The organism is Polaribacter litoreus, assembly GCF_054584775.1.
The window spans coordinates 73564-93374 of record NZ_JBTLRD010000005.1; the positions used below are offsets into that span (position 1 = coordinate 73564).

The window sequence follows — 19811 nt, forward strand, 5'->3', positions numbered from 1 at the left end:
CAAAAAACCCTGTAATTAAAAATTACAGGGTTTTGTGTTTTATATACTTTCCTTTCTTTCTCTTAGCTAGCTTTTTACAAATGAAATACACTTAATTAGATACTAGAGTAGACTCTCTAATGATTAGATTTGTATTGATCTCAATAGTTTTGCTTGATAAATGTTCTTTTGGTTCTTCTATTTCTTTGATGAGGTATTTTACGGCCATTTCTCCAATTCTATTTCCTGGCTGATCTATAGTAGTGAGTCCAGGTTCAACAATTGTAGAACTTAAAGAGTTGCTAAAACCAATAACGGCTACCTCTTCAGGAATTTTAAAGTTAAACTTTTTTAAGGTTTGTAGTGCGCCAATTGCAGCTGCATCAGTAATAGAAAAAATAGCATCTGGCTTTTCTTTTAGCGTAATTAATTGGCTAGTTAATCTTCTGCCTTTTTTTAAAGAAATATCATGTGTACTTAAAATTAACTTTTCATCTACAGGAATATGGTTTGTTTTTAAAGCTCTTAAATACCCTTGAAAACGCTTTTCAGAATTGTAAGATTGTTCAAATTCTTTAAGAATTGCAATTCTTTTTTTTCCGATATTAATGAGGTGTTCTACAGCATTAAAAGCGGCTTCTTCTCCATTAATTATAATTTGGGTGCAAGGAACTTTACTAGAAACTTTATCGAACAGAATTAATGGTTTTTGATGCAATGCATATAAAATGGGTTCTATATCTACAGTGTGTTTAGTCAAAGACATTAAAATACCATCTACACCAAACTGAAGCATAGTTTGCAGCATTTCTTTTTCTTTTTTTACATCATTATTAGATTCAGAAATAATAACCCTGTACCCTTTCATTTCAGCTTGTAATAATATTTCTTTTAAAATTGTTGATGTAAAATAAGATAGAATATTGGGTACAATTACACCAATAATATTAGTTCTGTGTTGCCTAAATCCTTTTGCAAAAATATTAGGCATATAGTTTAATTTCTTTGCTAAGTTTTTTACTTTTTTAGAAGTTTCTTCGCTAATATCTGGATGATTATTTAACGCTCTAGAAACTGTAGATGTAGAAACGTCAAGCAGTTGTGCAATTTTTTTTAGAGTGGTAACTTCTTTTTTCATGAAAATTAGAATTAATTTCATAAAAGTAAATAAAACAAACGTTCCCGCAAACGTTTGCGTTATTTTTTCGTAATAAAATGACAAATAAACAATGTATTTGTCAATAAATTTACTTCATAATTAACTAAATCATAAAAAATGAAAAAAATATTACTAACATTAATTTGCATTGTAGGCTTTTCTGCAACTTATGGGCAAACAGTAGTGAAAGGAACTGTAAAAGACACTTCTGGTAACCCAATACCAAGTGCAAGTGTTCTAATTAAAGGGACAACTTCTGGTGGATCTTCTGATTTTGACGGAAATTTTAATTTTACAACCACAAGCACTGGTTCACAAACTATACAAGTATCCTACATAGGATATAAAACCTTTGAAAAAGCGATTAATTTAACGGGTTCATCTTTAACTATAAACGTTGTTTTAGAAGAAGGTGGTGCTCAATTAGACGAAGTAGTTTTAACAGCATCAGCAACTTTTAGATCTCAAAAAGAAACGCCAATGTCTATCAGTTCTGTAAAACAAAAAGAAATTACCAAACTTTCTGCGAATTCGCAGGCAGATATCATTAGAAGTATTCCAGGTATTACTGCAGAAGGTGGTGGAGGTGAAACAGCATCTAACGTTTTTGTAAGAGGTTTACCTTCTGGTGGCCAGTATGTGTTTAATCCTTTACAATATGATGGAATGCCGTTAATGAGTACTTTCGGATTAAACTCTTCTGCACACGATGTGTATGCAAGACCAGATGTTGGTTTTAAAGGAGTTGAATTTGTAAGGGGTGGAGCTGCTGTTTTATATGGTGCTGGTTCTGTTGCAGGTATTATTAACTACACAAGTAAAACAGGTGATTCTAATGATGAAAACCTAATAAATGTGGAATGGGCAGATAAAGGTAGATTAAAAACAGATTTTTATACAGGAGGTAAATTAGGTGGCGAAGATTCTAATACTTATTACGCTTTTACAGGTTTTGTAAGAAAAGATGATGGGCCAATAGAAACAGGAATGCCAACAAAAGGGGTGCAGTTTAGAGCTAACATTAAAAAGAAGTTTGAAAATGGTTCTTTTACCATTCACGGACAATTGATTAATGATAATGCACAATTCTTTATGCCTTTACCTTTAGATGGTAACAGAAATAGAATTGCTGGTAATGATGGCGAAGCTGTTTCTCAATTATTATCGGGTCAGTTAGCAAATACTTCTTTTTTAACTGCTGGTGGTGCTTACGAAAGTCCGATTGAAGATGGAGTTTTTACTCAGGGTGGATATGTAATGGGTGATTTTAACTATAATTTTGCTGATGATTTAAAATTTAAATCAAAAGTAAAATACGCAAACTATAAGCACAATTTTGCATTGTATATTGGTGGAAATGGAACTTATAACAATCCATTAACTTTAGGAGATTACATCAACAATGTGGCTCCAGGAAATTTAGGATATGATGCTCAATATCAAGGAGGAATAGGTACAATAAATTCAAATGATTTAGTTGTAGAAAACTTACACGTAGATCGTTTAAGACCTATGACAGATTATTCTGGTGAAGCATCTTTAACAAAAACAATAGAAACAGACGCAGGGAGTCATAATATTACTGCAGGTGTTTATTTAGCAAGAACAGAAGCAGAAGATGTAAATTATCAATATAGAGTTTTATCAGAATTTAACAATAATCCACGTTTGGTAAATTTAAGTTTTGTAGATGCAAGTGGTAATAATGTAACGTATTCTGAAGGTGGTTTGTACAACAGAATTGGTATGACATCTAACAATTTTTTATCGCAAACTAAAACTGCATTTTATTTAACAGATGAAATGGTTTTTGACAAATGGCGTTTTGATGCTGGTATAAGAATAGAAAGTACAAAAGGTACTTTTAGCAAAGGTAATGTGGTAAGTAATACAGTGTACGATGATGCAAATCTATCATCAGATTTAGCAAATGTACAATTTGCAGATGGTAGTTTTGTTAGAGCAGATGTAGAAGCTTCTGATTGGGCAATCTCTTTAGCTGCATTACATAATTTAACAGATAATGTAAATTTATATGCTAACTTTTCTAGAGGATTTTTCTTTCCGCAAATAAGAGGTTTTGCACCAGTTGCTGGGATACCAAATACCAACTACGATTCAGAAAAAATTACGCAATTTGAGATTGGTGCTAAATTAGGTACAGAAAAATTATCAGGTTCTTTAGCAGCTTATTATGTGAGTTTAAAAGACAGAATTAAAATTACACAAGGTTTTGTAAGTGGAGCTTTAGTAGATTTAACAAGATCAGAACAAAGTACAGCTACTTTAGGTTTAGAGGCAAATTGGTCTTATAAATTATCGAATAATTTAGATTTTAGAGGTACAGCAACGTATCAAGATCATGAAATTACCAAAAATACAGATGAAGATTTGGTAAATGGAGGATCATCTGAAGTAAATGTAGGAAATGAATTGGCAAGACAACCGAACTTTTTAACAAGCTTAGGTTTGCATTATGACAATAGTAATTTCGATGGTCAGTTTACCTTAAATCATACAGGAAGTAAATTTACAGCAGATAACAATAATGTAGAGTTAGAGGCTATAAATATCTTTAGAATAGGAGCAGGTTATACATTTCAATTAAATAAAGCAGAAGAACGTAATGAAAACTTAAGAATTGGTTTTTCTGTATTTAATTTATTCGACGACTCTGGAGTTACAGAAGGAGATCCAAGAAATGTAAATCAAGCAGGAGATGCAGAGTTTTTCTTTGGTAGACCAATTTTACCAAGAAGAATGTTTTTAACGGCAACTTTCAATTTTTAGTTCCCCAGTTTCTTTAATAATTATCAGATTTCTCACTACTTGATGTAGGTATTAAGTAGTGAGATTTTTAATCTTAATATATATTAAAAAAATTGCAAATTTTATAAAAAGAAGTTCATTACAATCCCAATCAATTTTTAATTAATAGTAGTTTATTATTTATAGTTTTCTCACTACTTAATGTAGTATTAAGTAGTGAGTTTTAATTCAAAAAATTCAAATCAATACAATTTAGAGAATGAAAGATTTACAAGAAAAAGCAATAGAAATTTTAAATAACAACTGGAAAGGGAATTTTAGTATTCCTTGTGCCAATTTATATCCTTTTCAGTGGAAATGGGATTCTGGTTTTATTGCCATTGGTTTTGCACACTTTAACATGCAAAATGCAGAAAAAGAAATAGAAACGTTGTTAGATGCTCAATGGGAAAACGGATTTATTCCGCACATTGTGTTTCATACAGAAAACGATAGTTATTTTCCAGGAGCCAGTTTTCATAGATCAGATTTGCATCCTTTGGCATCAAAAAAATACAAATCTACAGGTATGACACAGCCACCTGTAACTGGTTTTGTGCTAGAAGAAATGTATAAAATTAGTAAGGATAAATCGCAAACGCTAAAGTATTTAGAAACTGTAATTGATAAAGTGTATTTTAATCACGAATATTTTTACAATCACAGAGATCCAAAAAGTGAAGGTTTAGTTTATATTTATCATAACTGGGAATCTGGTACAGACAATTCTCCTATTTGGGATGATATTTGGGCAACAATGAATCCGCCAAACTATACTTTTGAAAGAAGAGATACAACACACGTAGATGCATCAGAAAGACCATCAAAAAGAGAATACGATCATTATTTACACATTATAGAAATTGCAAAAGAGCATCATTATAGTGATGAAAAAATAGCAGAATTATCGCCGTTTTTAGTGCAAGATCCGTTGTTTAATGCAATGTTGATAAAATCGAACGAAAGTTTAATTCAATTGTATCAAGAAATTGGAGGTAATGCTGATAAAATTGATCAACTAAAAAAATGGCAAGCACAAAGTATAAAATCATTTAACGAAAAATTATATGATGACGAATTAGGAGCTTACATTCATTACGATTTAAGAAACGAAAAGCCTTTAAGATATTTATCATCATCGTCTTTTGCGCCATTATTTGCCAATATTCCATCGCAACAAAGAGCAGATAAAATGGTAAAAGTGATGTTGGAAAAATTTGGTGGAGAACATCAATATTTATGTGCTTCTTTCGATCCTGATAGCGATCGTTTTAATCCTAAAAAATATTGGAGAGGTCCTGTTTGGATTAACCTAAATTGGATGCTTTTCTACGGATTAAAAAATTACGGTTACAATGCTATTTCAGAACGAGTAAAACAAGATTCAATAGATTTAGTTGCTAAAAATGGATTTTACGAATATTTCGATTCTAGAAAAGAAATGCATACTGATGGTAAAGCTGGTTATGGTGGAGGAGATTTTTCGTGGAGTGCAGCTTTACTGTTAGATATGTTAAATAATTAAATTATACTTTTAACAATGCACAAAATATAGAATAATGAATTATATAGATTACATAATTATTGTAGTTTACCTATTAGGTTTTTTAGGAATAGGTTACTTTTTTAAAGAGAACAAAAATTCTAAAGATTACTTTTTAGGAGGGCAATCTATGGGTTGGTTTCCATTGAGTTTATCAACCATGGCAACTCAACTTTCTGCCATTAGTTTTATTTCTGCACCTGCTTTTGTAGGATTAAAAGAAGGTGGAGGTTTGCAATGGTTAACCTACGAATTTGGTGTGCCTTTGGCAATGGCATTTCTGTTAATTGCAATAATTCCTACTTTATATAATTCTGGTATTGTAAGTGTTTACGAGTATTTAGAAAAGCGTTTCGATGCTTCATCTAGATTGTTAATCAGTTTTGTTTTTCAAATTAGTAGATCTGTTGCAACAGGAGTTATGGTGTACACAATGGCTTTAATTTTACAAGCAACAGTGGGTATCGACTTTTGGATTTCAGTATTAATCATCGGAATTATTACCATGATTTATTCTTTTCAAGGAGGAATGAAAGCTGTTATTTGGGGAGATGTTATACAAATGTGTATTCTCTTTTTTGGTATTGTAGTTTGTTTAATTTACGGAATTAGCGAACTTGGTGGTTTCGAAAACTTTTTAACTAATGTAGATAAAGAAAGGTTAACTGCTGTAGATTTTTCTAAATGGGGTTTTAATAATGCTGATAAAAATGATGAGTTTGGTTTTTGGCCAATGGTAATTGGAGGTTTCTTTTTGTACGCTTCTTATTATGGAACAGACCAAACACAATCGCAAAGATTATTATCTGCCAAAGGCATGCCAACCATTAAAAAATTATTGTTAGCCAATGGTTTATTGCGTTTTCCTATTACACTAACTTATTGTGTTATGGGTTTGGTTTTAGGAACTTTATTGTTGCAAGATGCAAGTTTTCAATCTTTAATGGATAGCGTTTATCAAACAAATATTGGAAGTTTAGAAGGCAAAAAAGCAGATTTAATGGTGCCTGTTTTTATCATTAAATATTTACCAAATGGTATTATTGGTATTTTAATTGTGGCTATAATGTCTGCTGCAATGTCATCATTAAGTTCTACAGTAAATTCGTTATCCGCAGTTTCTTTAGAAGATTTTATCAAAAGATTTAAACCTAATATTTCCGACAAACAATATGTATCTTATTCTAGATTATTATCTGTTTTCTGGGGATTAGTTTGTCTGTTTTTTGCATTTTTTGCAGGGAGTGTAGAAGGTACTGTAATTGAGGTGATTAATAAAATAAGTTCTATTTTTTACGGCCCAATTTTAGCCGCTTTTATCTTGGCAATTTTAACAAAAAGAACCCACGCTTTAGGTGCCAATATTGGTATAATTGCAGGTGTAGCTTTTAACATGTATTTATGGTTGTATGTACCTAATGTGTTTTGGTTTTGGTGGAACGCAATTGGCTGTTTGGTAACTATGTTTGTAGCTTATACAGTAAGTTTGGTAATAAAAAGAGAAGCTAGAGAAGGTTTAGAAGTTGTTTTTTATAAAGGAGGTAAAAAAGAAGTTGTATTATTATTAGGTTACTTTATCATCATTGTAATTTTAGCAATGTTTTTAGTTAATTTTCTAAGTTAAAAATTAAGTTTTGAAAATTGTTATAGCACCAGATAAATTTAAAAATTCGCTTACAGGTTTAGACTTTTGCGAAATTGTAAAAAAAGAAATTCTAGCAAAAAATTCTAATATAGAGGTTGTTCAACTTCCGCTTGCAGATGGTGGAGATGGCACAATTGAGGTTGTCAACTTCTATTTACAAGGAAAAGTAGTTGAGATTACTGTAAACAATCCTTTTTTTAAACCAGTTAAAGCTTCGTATTTATATTCAGAAAATTCTAAAACTGCGTTTATAGAAATGGCTGAGGCTTCTGGTGTAAAATTATTAGATAAAACTGAATTCGATTGTATAAATGCCACCACTTTTGGAACTGGAGAAATGATTGCTAATGCCATACATAAAGGTGCACAAACAATTATTTTAGGTATTGGAGGTAGTGCAACTAACGATTGTGGAATAGGAATGGCTGCTGCTTTAGGGTATCAATTTTTAGATGAAAATAATAATATAGTAAAGCCAATTGGTGCAAATTTATCGAAAATTAAATCGATAAATGCTTCAGAAATTCATCAAGGAATAAGCCATGTAGATTTTAAAATTGCTTGCGATGTTACCAATCCTTTATATGGCAAAAACGGAGCTGCTTATGTGTATGGAGCGCAAAAAGGAGCATCAGAAAAAGAAATTATTTTACTAAATAAAGGGTTAGAAGATTTTGCTAAAATTTTAAACGATGTTTTTACAATCGATGTTCAGTCTGTAAAAGGAGCTGGTGCAGCTGGTGGAATGGGAATTGCTTCTAAATTATTTTTAAACGGATCTTTAGAACCAGGAATTCAATTGGTAAAAAACCTGGCTAATTTTGATGAAAAAATTAAAAATACAGATTGGATTATTACTGGAGAAGGTAAATTAGACAGCCAAACTTTGTCTGGCAAAACCATACAAGGTGTTTTAGAATCTGCCAAAAAACAACAGATAAACGTGGCTGCTTTTTGTGGTAAAATAGAAATGAATAAAAAAGAATTAGATAGTATTGGAATTTTGTATGCGGATGATATTATGAGTGCTGCCAAAGATTTTAATGATGCAATGAAAAACACTACAAAATATTTAAAAACAATAACTAAAAGATTTGTTAGAGATGTGATGTTATTTTCTAAATCCAAGGATCATCGTTAACCTCTAATTGCTTCTGACTTGTAAAAGTTGGTTTTTTTTGACCTCCTGCTTCACCAATTTTTAAACAAGAAAACAACAAAAAACAGATTTCTATATCTTTTGCATCCAATAACAATAATTTTATACTTTCTGGGGAGTTTTTATCGGAATAAGACTCGTCTATTTCTGCAATTTTAACATCATTTTTATATATAGATAATTTCTTCTTATAATGAATTTTTATCTCATAATGAATCTGATTTACATCCACAGCATAAATTGTTTTTCTATTATTCTGAGAGATTAAATCGGGTAATGTACCTTCATTTTTTTGGATGTGATACACCATTTTCCATCTCCAGAATTGAAACTGCTTGATTATTTTGTAGATGAGTTTTTGGTTCGCGTCAAAAATTTCACAACCCAATTTTCCAAAATCCATATACCACTCAGCAACATAAATGTTATCTGCTGTAGAAAATAATTCTAATTTATTGTTAGTGTGTTGTATCGAAAAAGAAGTTAACTCCATTAAGCAAATATTTACAATTTCTTTACAAAGATATATATTGTGTTAATGATAATCACTTATATCTTAGAAAATAACAATAATATTTCAAAATCATTCCATAATTTAAAATTCTTGGTTTTGCTTTTCTAAAAACTTTAACACCAAGTCTGGAAAATCGGTAAATACACCATCAACCTTAGCATCAATTAAAAGAGTGTGTACCATTTTTTCAAATGATGCAAATTCCCCTAAAGCATCTGCTCTAAAGGTATAAGGATGCACTTTTAAACCCAATTGATGCGCCTCAGCAACCAAATCTGTAAACTGCCATTTTCCTTCAACTTTTTTATCTAAAATTTGTGTGTACCAAGGGCCAATTCCGTCTGCATAAGTTGCAAAAAAACCAAGTTGTTTTGTTTCTTCAGGAAACTCTATCAATTGCACTAAAAATAATTCAGATTTTAATTCTTTTCTAATTCTTTGCAATTCTTTAGCATCAAAACACTGTAAAATACAATTGTCTTTTTTACTGTAATATCCATAATCAGATAAAATTTTTAGCACAATTTCAGAAATTTTTTTCCCTTCTTTTTGATGAAATTCTGGCGCTTTAATTTCTGGATAAATTCCAATATTTTTTCCTGTAGATGCATTTAACCCTTGAATCAATTCAATTTCTTCTTGTAAAGAATGTAATCTAAAACTAGCTTTCCATTTCGGAAAACGGTTTTTATAAACTTGTTGTCCTGTTTTTGGATTAAAACGTTCGGTAACTTTTAATGTTTGTAGTTCATCAAATGTAAAATCAATTACATAATAACGATTGTCTTTTCGTTTTCTTTCACTGAATTTTAATGCCACATCTGTAACATCATCCAAGTAAATATCATGAATAACCATAGGCACATCATCTTTACTTAAAACCACATCTTGTTCAATAAAATCAACATTCATGGCATGTGCCATTGCTTTTGCAGCTAAAGTATGTTCAGGTAAATATCCAGAAGCACCTCTGTGAGCAATTACTATCTTTCTATCCATTTTAGATTCTTTATTAGGTGTAATACTGCAACCAAATAAGCATATGATACTTAAAAATGGTAAAATTATTGCTTTGGCAGTCATATTGAAAAGTTTAATTTATGAAATTGATTTCAAATTGTATTTAAAGATATAACTTTTGTAATTTTGTAACATGAAGTTAGCGTTAAAAATAATGTTCGGAATTTTTATTCTTTGGATGATTACAGGAGCTTTTCTAGTAAACACCGAACACGAAAAAGCCCAAATTGTAATGGGTTTAGGGGTTTTATTTCTGTCTTTTATATTTATGCCTTTGTTTATTTACTACAGATACAAAGATGGCAAATACAAAAAATACATATTAAATGATGAGAAGATTTTAGCTGCCTTTAAAAAGCAGGATGATAATTAGGCTTTCTTTTTTAAAAAAGCGTATACAGGAAAATGATCTGAAAAACCACCTTGATACCATTTACCAATATAGGTTCTAAAAGGGCTACCTTTAAATTTGCCGCTATAAATTTTCATCCAATCTTTATTAAAAACCTCTGCGTGTTTCAAGTAAAACTTACCTGATTCTTTGTCTAAAAAGTTTTTAGAAAAAATAATTTGATCGAACAAATTCCAATTTCCATTATAAGTAAGCGTTCCGCTTTTGTCTTTATCCAATAAACTTTTCATCGGATTATAAAAATCATCTTGAACCAAATATTTCGCTACGCTTTTGCTTGTAGGATCATCATTAAAATCGCCCATAATAATAATTTTCGGGCTCATTTCTTTGGTATGAATATCATCTATAATAGCTCGTACCGTTTTTGCAGCTATAATTCTTTTATGTGCAGTTTCTGCGGCTCCTTCTCTTCTAGAAGACCAATGATTTACTAAAATATGAATTAACTCTCCATATAAATTTCCGCTAACTTTTAAAATATCTCTAGTATAATCTCTTTCTCCGATTTCGGTTTCTAGAAAAACAGGATAGGTTTCAGATTCAATAAACTCAAATGCAATTTTATTGTATAACAAAGCCACATCAATTCCTCTTTCATCTGGTGAATTATGGTGTACAAATTCATAATGGTGTTTTCTTAAATGCTCAGCATTTACCAAATCTGCCACTACTTTTGCGTTTTCTACTTCTACCAAACCAACAATTGCAGGTGGATATTTAGATGCATTTAAACCCAATTGAGAAATTACTGAACCTAATTTTTTTATTTTATTACGATAACGTTTGTAGGTCCACTTTTTTTTACCCTCTGGTGTAAAATCATCATCATCAGTTTTTGGATCATCTATGGTATCAAATAAATTTTCTACATTATAAAAAGCAACAGTAATGTTATTTTTTCTCTGTTGATGAGATACTTTTAATGGAAACATAAAATAATCTTTTTGGTAAACGTAAGTAATTAGAAAAAAACAGATAATAACTGTATCATCTTGTTTTATTAACGTTATTATAACGTATAATAATTACAAAATTCTTAAATTTGCACCATATTATTAATGATATAAAAAAATAAATCGCACTAAAATACATAATCTATGAAAAACAACAAGTAAAAGCATTAAAAATTTGAATTAATTAGTTAAAGCCTCAATATATATTGAGGCTTTTTCTTTGCTAAAAAACAAACTTTTTCATTAAGTTAGAAACACTTTTTATAGTGCGCTTAATATTAATTTAATGCTAACTTTTGTAGTGTTTTTAACAACTTACTGTATTTGTATTTTATTTTTTTGACACATTCTATCTTTCGTTATAAAATCATTATAAATTTAATAACTATTAACACTTTATTGGTAGTATAAATATAATGTTAAGTAATAAAAAACACCCCAAAAACTAACCAATAGCACACATTTATATAACGTTTATTTTCTTTTTTAAAATTAGTCTTCAATTAAATTTACAGTATTATTTAATCATATTAAAATTTAAAAAAATGAAAAAGCTTTCCATCTTATTGTTAATCACTTTAATGACAACATTTACAACATTTTCTAACAACAACCGCTCAATTAGAGACGAAGTTAGTAACAAATTAAGAACAAAAATTATAACACTACTAGGCAACTATCAAAATGTTTTAGATACGCAAACAGAAAAAGCAGCCGTTAAATTTATGATTAATAGAAAAGGAGAAATTATTGTTCTTTCTGTAGATACAAAACAAGAAAACATTTCAAATTTTATAAAAAATAAACTAAATTACAAAGCGGCTAACATTAAAAATGTAAAATACTTTGCAACTTACACACTACCTATAAAATTTGTAAAAAACTAGTTTATATTGTCATAAACTTATTTTGAATTCGTTTGATAAAGCCTCCTTTTGTGAGGCTTTTTCAGTTCTCTTAAATTCTTCATTACAAAATGATAAATTTTTGTTAAATACAGGTTTTACTTTCTTTTACAATAGTATTACTTTTATATTTGCATAAGGTAGTATTAAAGTAATTTTTCAAGTTTTAGTTTATTATTTTTTGTTCTTTTTCTTTAGAAAAATAAATTTACATAAGCTTGTTTACTATTTCATTAAAGTTAGTTTGGTTGATTGATAAAGTTGGCATTAAAAATTCATTTTTTTGATGTCAACTTTTCTATTTTTTAGTTCAAAATAGTTCGTACTTTTGTAATCTATGATAGATGCAAAAGAAGCCATTTCTGAAAAAGCCGTTTTAATCGGTGTAATTACACAACAACAAGATGAAGCAAAATCTGAAGAATATTTAGATGAGTTAGAGTTTTTAACATCTACTGCTGGTGGAGTTGCTGTAAAACGTTTTGTTCAAAAGTTAGATAAACCAAATCCAAAGACTTTTTTAGGCGCTGGTAAGCTAGAAGATGTAAGAGATTATATTCACTCAAATCATATTGGTACTGCCATTTTTGATGATGAGCTCTCCCCTGCTCAATTACGTAATATTGAGAAAATTTTAGATTGCAAAATTTTAGACAGAACCAATTTAATCTTAGATATTTTTGCGCAAAGAGCACAAACTAGTTCTGCAAAAACACAAGTAGAATTGGCGCAACACGAATATTTATTACCACGTTTAACGCGTCTTTGGACTCACCTTGACAAACAAAAAGGGGGAATTGGAATGCGTGGACCTGGAGAAACCGAAATTGAAACAGACAGACGTATTATTCGCGATAAAATTACTTTATTAAAAAAACGTCTCAAAACTATCGATAAACAAATGGCGGTTCAGAGAAAGAACCGTGGTAAAATGGTAAGAGTAGCTTTGGTGGGTTACACCAATGTTGGTAAATCGACCTTAATGAATGTAATTAGCAAAAGCGAGGTTTTTGCAGAAAATAAGCTTTTCGCAACTTTAGATACTACTGTGCGTAAAGTGGTTATTAAAAACATTCCGTTTTTAATGACAGATACTGTTGGGTTTATCAGAAAATTACCAACGCAATTGGTAGAATCTTTTAAATCTACCTTAGATGAAGTTCGCGAAGCTGATTTGTTATTGCACGTTGTTGATATTTCTCACCCCAATTTCGAAGATCACATAGCCTCTGTAAATACCATTTTAGATGATATCAATTGTGTAGACAAACCCACTGTAATGGTTTTTAATAAAATTGATGCTTATCAATACGAAACCATTGATGAAGACGATTTAGAGACCGAAAAAACTAAAGAACATTATACCTTACAAGATTGGGAAAAAACTTGGATGAATAAAGAAAATGTTGAGGCTATTTTTATATCTGCCTTAAACAAACAAAATCTAGAGGATTTTAAAGAAAAAACCTATGAAGAGGTAAAGAAAATTCACATTCAACGTTTTCCTTACAACGATTTTTTATACTATGAGTATAAAGAAGAGTAATCGTTAATCAGAATATTTTTTTCTTAACCTCAACCCTCTATACAGTTTAAAAGAACAAGGAAAAGAACGTGTAATTATTTAATAGCAATACTGTTATTAGAGCGTTTAACAGTTCTAAAAAAAAGTAATTTTATCACCAATAAGCAGCTTCATCAACTTATAAAGTTATTATTTTTTAACAAATTATTGTTCAACTATTTTCAAATCAGTTCGTAAAAAAATCAAAACAGCAAAAATAAATACTCTTGTTTTATAATTTTGATGAGAATCTAATATGAACTTAAAAAAACAAGAGATGAGAGTGCAACCGTATTTAACGTTTAACGGAAACTGTAACGAAGCTTTAAACTTTTACAGCGAACTATTTAATGCCGAGGTAAAAAACAAACAAACATACCATGATAAAAAAATAGATGTTCCATTATCCCACAGAAAAAAATTACAACATGCAGAGTTAAAGGGAAAAGGAATTCATTTAATGGCTTATGATGCTTCTCCAGACACTCCTTTAAACGCAGGTAACAATATTAGCATTAGCGTAGATTTAAATGATAATGAAGAGGCAGAAGATGTTTTTAATAATCTTTCTAAAGAAGGAATAACACATCACGAATTTAAAGAAAGAGAATGGGGTTATTATGGAAGATGTACAGACAAATACGGAATTAGTTGGATGGTAAACTGTAATTGTTAAAAAGAACATAAAATTAAAAACAATGGATTGTGGTTACACAATCCATTGCTTATCTTTAGGAAAAACTAACATTTGAAACTCGTAAAATTTACCAAAAAAGGTATTTATTGTATTCCAGGGAAATTCTATTTAGACCCCTGGTATGCTGTTGATTATGCCGTAATTTCTCACGGACACGCAGATCACGCAAGATGGGGAAATACGCATTATTTATGTCATAACGATTCTAAGGCAATTTTACAACACAGAATTGGTCAAGATATTTCTATTGAAAGTTTAGGCTATAATCAACCTAAACAAATAAACGGCGTAAAAGTGAGTTTTTTTCCTGCAGGCCATATTATTGGTTCAGCACAAATTAAGTTAGAATATAAGGGTTATGTAGTTGTTTTTTCTGGTGATTATAAAATGCAGCCAGATTTTCTTACTACGCCTTTTGAGCCTGTAAAATGCCACGAATTCATTACAGAAAGCACCTTTGGTTTGCCAATTTACAAATGGAAATCTGAAATGGCATTGCAAACCGAAATCCAAAATTGGGTGCTACAAAATCAACAAAATAATAGAACTAGTGTTTTTTTAGGATATAGTTTAGGAAAAGCACAAAGAGTAATGAAACTACTTGAAAGAGTTTCCGATATTTATGTACATTCAGCAATTCATAATTTAAATGAAGCCATTGAAAACTCAGGAATAGCATTACCAAAATCAACCTTAATTACTGCAGATTTCAAGAAAGTTGATGTTCAAAATAAAATTGTCATCTTACCTCCTGCTCTATTAGGCTCTAAACTATTAAAACGTATTCCAAATGCAGCCACAGCAATTTGTTCGGGTTGGATGCATATTCGTGGTAACCGAAGATGGAAAGGTGTTGACGCTGGTTTTGCTGTAAGTGATCACGCTGATTGGGATGGACTTTTAACTGCTATAAAGGCCACAGAAGCCGAAAAAGTATACGTTACCCACGGATCTACAGCAGTATTTTCTAAATACTTGAATGAAATAGGTATTGAAGCTTATGAATTAAAAACAGAATTTGGTGATGATGAAATCGATAAAGAAGATAAATTGAAAACAGCCACTCCATAAGCTATGAAAGACTTTTCCAATTTAATTAGCGCCATCGAAATCACTAATAAAACCAATGCAAAAATGGATGCTTTGGTCAATTATTTTATAGCTGCACCAGATAAAGATAAGTTATGGTTAATTGCTTTATTTACAGGTAAAAGACCAAGCAGACCTGTAAAATCGAACTTAATGAAATTGTGGTGTATGGAAATTACAAAACTTCCAGAATGGTTGTTTTTAGAAAGTTACAGCACTGTGGGAGATTTAGGAGAAACTTTAGCACTCTTATTACCTAATCCTAAAAACAATATTGAAAAACCATTGCATATTTGGATTGATGAACTCATCAACCTAAAACAAAAAACAGACGAAGAAAAAAAGGAATATGTGTTAACAGCCTGGAATGGTTTAAACGCTCAAGAACGCTTAATTTTTAATAAACTAATTGGCGGAAGTTTTAGAATAGGTGTTTCTAAAAAAACATTGGTAAACGCTTTAGCGAAACTATCTGGAATTGATGCCAATCAATTAATGCACAGTATTATTGGGAATTGGACACCAGATTCCATCTCTTTTGATGCCTTATTACATGGAGAGCATATCAATTACGATAACTCTAAACCTTATCCTTTTTGTTTGGCATATGCTTTAGAAAAAGATTTGCAAGATTTAGGTGATGAAAACGACTGGCAAGTAGAATACAAATGGGATGGCATTCGTGGGCAAATCATCAAAAGAAAAAACGAAGTTTTTATATGGTCTAGAGGAGAAGAATTGGTTACGCAACAGTTTCCTGAAATTGTAACCGCTATTTCTGAGTTTAAAGACGATTTTGTAATCGATGGCGAAATTTTAGCCATAAAAGATAGTTCAGTATTGCTTTTTAACGATTTACAAAAACGATTGAATCGTAAAAATGTAACTAAAAAACTGTTAGAAGAAGTTCCTGTAGGTTTGTATGTCTATGACATTTTAGAATTGAATGATGAAGATTTAAGAAATCAATCTATGGCAGATAGAAGACTAAAACTAGAACAATTATTCCAACAAAATACCAGTAACATTTTAAAATTATCCGAAGTCATTACTTTCAAGAATTGGGATGAATTGGATGCCTTAAGAAATGCAGCAAGAAGTTTTAATTCAGAAGGATTAATGCTCAAAAACAAATCATCTGTTTATCATGTTGGAAGAAAAAAAGGCGATTGGTGGAAATGGAAAGTAGATCCGTTAACCATTGATGTTGTAATGATTTACGCTCAAAAAGGAAGTGGAAGACGAAGCTCTAAATACACAGATTATACGTTTGCTGTTAAAAATGAAGATAAATTAGTGACAGTTGCTAAAGCCTATTCAGGATTAACAGATAAAGAAATTACTAAAATATCAAAATGGGTAAATCAAAATGCTATTGAAAAATTTGGCCCAGTAAGAACTGTAACACCTGCATTGGTTTTCGAAATTGCTTTTGAAGGCATTGCCTATAGCAAAAGGCATAAAAGTGGAGTCGCTTTGCGTTTTCCCAGAATAAAACGTTGGCGAAAAGATAAAACTGTAAAAGATATTGATACTATTGATTCAGTTAAGGCATTGATTAAAAATAATTAAAAATTCTTAATCTAAAACATATCAAGTTTAAGTTTATTGGTAGCAAAACAACTTTTTAAAGCATTTTTTGTTGTTTTTTGTAAAAAGAATCTGCTTGTAATTTCATTAATTCTCTTGCCATTTTTTGTTTGTAGTTGTACAATTCTTCATCAGCAGTTATATCTTTATACACTTTATTATCAATAGTAATATCGGCATGTAACATTTGTTCTCTTTGTTGCATTTGTTGAATTGCCCAAGTTTTAACAGCAGATAATTTTTCTTCGAGTTTAAAATCATATTCACCTTTTGGTGCTAATAATTTTGCAATAATTGGTGAGGTTTCAATAGCCAAAAACAGCAAGAAAATAAAGAACGATGTAAAGAATGGCAATTTACCTAAAGCCTTAATTCTTGCCATTAATCCGTCAAAATTAGAAATTATGGGTTGCGATTTTGTTTCTGCCAACTTTTGATTATCAATTAAAACAGCAATCTTATTTTCTTTTTCTTCAATTTTAGTTAAATTTTCTTTTTTCAGTTGCTGTAAAGCCAATAAAGAAGCATCGTGTTTTGCTCTTTTTTCTTTGTAAACGGGGCCTTTACCTAATTTTTTTGTTCCAGTAATACCTTCTGCTTCAGAAATATAAATTTCGTACAAATTATTGGTTTCATTTTCTTTGCTAATAATTTCTTGTTGAAGCACTTGAATTTCTGACTTAATTTGATTAATCTCTGGTGTAAATTGTTGTGCAATTTGAGATTTGTTATCCAAAGTCATTTGGTTTTTTTCCATTAACAAAACCTGATTGATTTCTTTTTCAAACAATTTTAATTCTAAAGGTTTCGAAATAACAGTGGCAATAATAATTGCCAAAATTATTCTAGGTGTTGCTTGTGCAAATTCTTTCCATTTAGCATCTGTTTTTTTAATAGTAGAGACTATAAATCGATCTAAATTAAAGATTAATAATCCCCAAATTAATCCGAAGAAAATAGCGCTATACAAATTATCAAAAACAGTGTATAAAGCATACGAACCTGCAATAGTTGCCATAATTGCAGTAAAAAATACTGTAGCACCTATGCCAACATATTTATTTTGTTCGCCATTAGAACATTCGTTAATTAAGTTTTTATCAACTCCAGAACAAGTAAGAAAGAAATTTTTAAGCAAGGTTTTTGTATTTAAATGTATAAATACAACGTTTTAAAAGCGAATTTGTTACGTAAAAAAGCCTCGCGATTTTTCGAGGTTTTTTTTGTAACAAATTCTATATTGTAACTTTTACTTTTTTGTATTTGTTATTTCTGGAATTTTACTTCTTTTAGATAACGTAACTAGTAATTTTTTAAATGCTTTTTTGAGATTCTATAAAAATTATAATCAAGGTTCATCCATTTTAGACCAGTGATGGTTTAACGATACAACGCTAAAAATAGATGGTAAATATTTATGATGATTTTTTAGCTATTTTTGTTTATGAACCAATAGAAAAGTGATGAAAAAAGTAATTTTAATTGTATTTGCAGTTTTGCTATCTTCTTGTGCATCAAAAAAGTTTAATGAAAAATGGTTAAAAAAAGAGGCTCCAGCAACTTTTAAAGCAAGATTTGAAACCACAAAAGGGAATTTTGATATTGAAGCAAAAAGAGAATGGTCTCCAAAAGGAGTAGATCGATTTTATCAACTAATTAAAAATGATTATTATGTAAATGTTGCTATTTTTAGAGTGGTGCCCAATTTTGTGGCTCAATTTGGTATTCATAATGATACGTTAATCCATAATGCATGGCAAAAAAGAGGCATTGAAGACGAACCCGTTTTAGAAAAAAATGCTAAAATGACGATTTCGTTTGCTAGAGGTGGTAAAAATTCGAGATCTAATCAAATATTTATCAATCTAAAGGATAATTTTCGCTTAGATAAATTGGCTTATTCTGGAGTAACTGGTTTTCCTGTGGTTGCTAAAGTTATTGATGGTGAAGAAAATATTTTAAAATTTTACGATGGATATGGTGACGAATTAGGCCGTAAACAAGGCAGAATAACTAAAGAAGGGAATGCTTTTTTAGAAGAAAACTACCCTAAAGTTGATTATATTTTAAAGGCTTATATTTTAAAGAAATAGAACTAAAAAAGGGAGTGATTCACTTTGAATCACTCCCTTTTCATACATTTATCTCCTTACTTTTTAAAAAAGCCCGTTAATTTGTGCGTCTATTCTATCAATAATATACCCCAAATCTTCTTGATTTTTAACAAAATCTAAATTATCTACATCAATTACTAAAAGTTTTCCTTTGGTGTATTTAGCAATAAAAGCTTCATAACGTTCATTTAATCTGCTTAAATAATCAATACTAATAGAGTTTTCGTAATCTCTACCTCTTTTATGAATTTGACCTACCAAAGTAGAAATATCTGCACGTAAATAAATTAACAAATCTGGTGGAGAAATTAGGTTTTCCATCAACTCAAAAAGAGAACTGTAATTGCTATAATCTCTATTGGTCATTAAACCCATTGCATGTAAATTGGGTGCAAAAATATGTGCATCTTCATAAATGGTTCTATCTTGAATAATGCTTTTACCTGTTTTTCTTAATTCTAAAATTTGTCGAAAACGACTGTTTAAAAAATAAACCTGTAAGTTAAAAGACCAACGTTCCATTTCTCCATAAAAATCATCTAAATACGGATTTTCATCAACAGACTCATAATGAGGTTTCCATTTGTAATGTTTAGCTAAAAGTTTGGTTAGTGTGGTTTTACCAGCCCCAATATTACCTGCAATTGCAACGTGCAT

General features: G+C 30.2%; 17 protein-coding genes. 11 read left to right on the forward strand and 6 right to left on the reverse strand.

Features of this window, described 5'->3' with window-relative positions:
* Positions 1-91: 91 nt before the first annotated feature.
* Positions 92-1117, reverse strand: coding sequence for a LacI family DNA-binding transcriptional regulator (locus ACW9UN_RS05435; RefSeq protein WP_459484607.1), 1026 nt, complete (start codon positions 1115-1117; stop codon positions 92-94).
* Between the two features lie 138 nt (positions 1118-1255).
* Here ACW9UN_RS05435 and ACW9UN_RS05440 point away from each other — a divergent pair, with 138 nt between their 5' ends.
* The 4 genes from ACW9UN_RS05440 to ACW9UN_RS05455 all read left to right on the forward strand — a co-directional run bounded on the left by ACW9UN_RS05440 (position 1256) and on the right by ACW9UN_RS05455 (position 8275).
* Positions 1256-3928: a TonB-dependent receptor domain-containing protein gene (locus tag ACW9UN_RS05440; protein WP_459484609.1), complete on the forward strand. Its 2673-nt coding sequence runs from the start codon at positions 1256-1258 to the stop codon at positions 3926-3928.
* A 238-nt stretch (positions 3929-4166) separates the two neighbouring features.
* On the forward strand, positions 4167-5471 hold the full coding sequence (locus ACW9UN_RS05445; RefSeq protein WP_459484611.1) for an MGH1-like glycoside hydrolase domain-containing protein: 1305 nt from the start codon (positions 4167-4169) through the stop codon (positions 5469-5471).
* Between the two features lie 34 nt (positions 5472-5505).
* On the forward strand, positions 5506-7113 hold the full coding sequence (locus ACW9UN_RS05450; protein ID WP_459484613.1) for a sodium:solute symporter family protein: 1608 nt from the start codon (positions 5506-5508) through the stop codon (positions 7111-7113).
* A gap of 10 nt (positions 7114-7123) precedes the next feature.
* A complete protein-coding gene (locus ACW9UN_RS05455; RefSeq protein WP_459484614.1) occupies positions 7124-8275 on the forward strand; it encodes a glycerate kinase in 1152 nt (383 codons plus the stop codon).
* Here the strand turns inward: ACW9UN_RS05455 and ACW9UN_RS05460 are convergent.
* The gene (locus ACW9UN_RS05460; protein ID WP_459484616.1) at positions 8253-8786 is read right to left on the reverse strand and encodes a hypothetical protein; all 534 of its coding nucleotides are present in this window, start codon (positions 8784-8786) and stop codon (positions 8253-8255) included. The genes ACW9UN_RS05455 and ACW9UN_RS05460 overlap by 23 nt on opposite strands.
* 102 nt (positions 8787-8888) lie before the next feature.
* Positions 8889-9890 (reverse strand): glycerophosphodiester phosphodiesterase, encoded by a 1002-nt coding sequence (glpQ, locus tag ACW9UN_RS05465; RefSeq protein ID WP_459484618.1) that lies wholly within the window; start codon positions 9888-9890, stop codon positions 8889-8891.
* 70 nt (positions 9891-9960) lie between these two features.
* Here glpQ and ACW9UN_RS05470 point away from each other — a divergent pair, with 70 nt between their 5' ends.
* Positions 9961-10200 carry a hypothetical protein gene (locus ACW9UN_RS05470; RefSeq protein ID WP_459484620.1) on the forward strand — a complete coding sequence of 80 codons (240 nt, stop codon included), beginning with the start codon at positions 9961-9963 and terminating at the stop codon, positions 10198-10200.
* Here the strand turns inward: ACW9UN_RS05470 and ACW9UN_RS05475 are convergent.
* A complete protein-coding gene (locus ACW9UN_RS05475; RefSeq protein ID WP_459484622.1) occupies positions 10197-11174 on the reverse strand; it encodes an endonuclease/exonuclease/phosphatase family protein in 978 nt (325 codons plus the stop codon). The two genes, ACW9UN_RS05470 and ACW9UN_RS05475, sit on opposite strands and share 4 nt — an antisense overlap.
* Before the next feature lie 566 nt (positions 11175-11740).
* On the opposite strand from ACW9UN_RS05475, the gene ACW9UN_RS05480 reads away from it, so the two are divergent.
* The 5 genes from ACW9UN_RS05480 (at position 11741) to ACW9UN_RS05500 (ending at position 17022) form a co-directional block, all read left to right on the forward strand.
* On the forward strand, positions 11741-12082 hold the full coding sequence (locus tag ACW9UN_RS05480) for a hypothetical protein (protein WP_459484624.1): 342 nt from the start codon (positions 11741-11743) through the stop codon (positions 12080-12082).
* 355 nt (positions 12083-12437) lie between these two features.
* Complete coding sequence (hflX, locus tag ACW9UN_RS05485) at positions 12438-13646, forward strand: GTPase HflX (protein WP_459484626.1); 1209 nt, start codon at positions 12438-12440, stop codon at positions 13644-13646.
* Positions 13647-13920: 274 nt separating this feature from the next.
* Complete coding sequence (locus tag ACW9UN_RS05490) at positions 13921-14340, forward strand: VOC family protein (protein ID WP_459484628.1); 420 nt, start codon at positions 13921-13923, stop codon at positions 14338-14340.
* Between the two features lie 72 nt (positions 14341-14412).
* A complete protein-coding gene (locus ACW9UN_RS05495) occupies positions 14413-15432 on the forward strand; it encodes a ligase-associated DNA damage response exonuclease (RefSeq protein WP_459484630.1) in 1020 nt (339 codons plus the stop codon).
* 3 nt (positions 15433-15435) lie between these two features.
* A complete protein-coding gene (locus ACW9UN_RS05500; RefSeq protein WP_459484632.1) occupies positions 15436-17022 on the forward strand; it encodes an ATP-dependent DNA ligase in 1587 nt (528 codons plus the stop codon).
* Positions 17023-17077: 55 nt separating this feature from the next.
* On the opposite strand, the gene ACW9UN_RS05505 is transcribed toward ACW9UN_RS05500, so the two are convergent.
* Positions 17078-18178 (reverse strand): DUF4407 domain-containing protein, encoded by a 1101-nt coding sequence (locus ACW9UN_RS05505; RefSeq protein ID WP_459484634.1) that lies wholly within the window; start codon positions 18176-18178, stop codon positions 17078-17080.
* Positions 18179-18503: 325 nt separating this feature from the next.
* Here ACW9UN_RS05505 and ACW9UN_RS05510 point away from each other — a divergent pair, with 325 nt between their 5' ends.
* Positions 18504-19133, forward strand: a complete 630-nt coding sequence (locus ACW9UN_RS05510) for a peptidylprolyl isomerase (protein ID WP_459484636.1) — start codon at positions 18504-18506, stop codon at positions 19131-19133.
* Between the two features lie 63 nt (positions 19134-19196).
* Here the strand turns inward: ACW9UN_RS05510 and ACW9UN_RS05515 are convergent, their stop codons facing one another.
* A complete protein-coding gene (locus tag ACW9UN_RS05515) occupies positions 19197-19811 on the reverse strand; it encodes a deoxynucleoside kinase (protein WP_459484638.1) in 615 nt (204 codons plus the stop codon).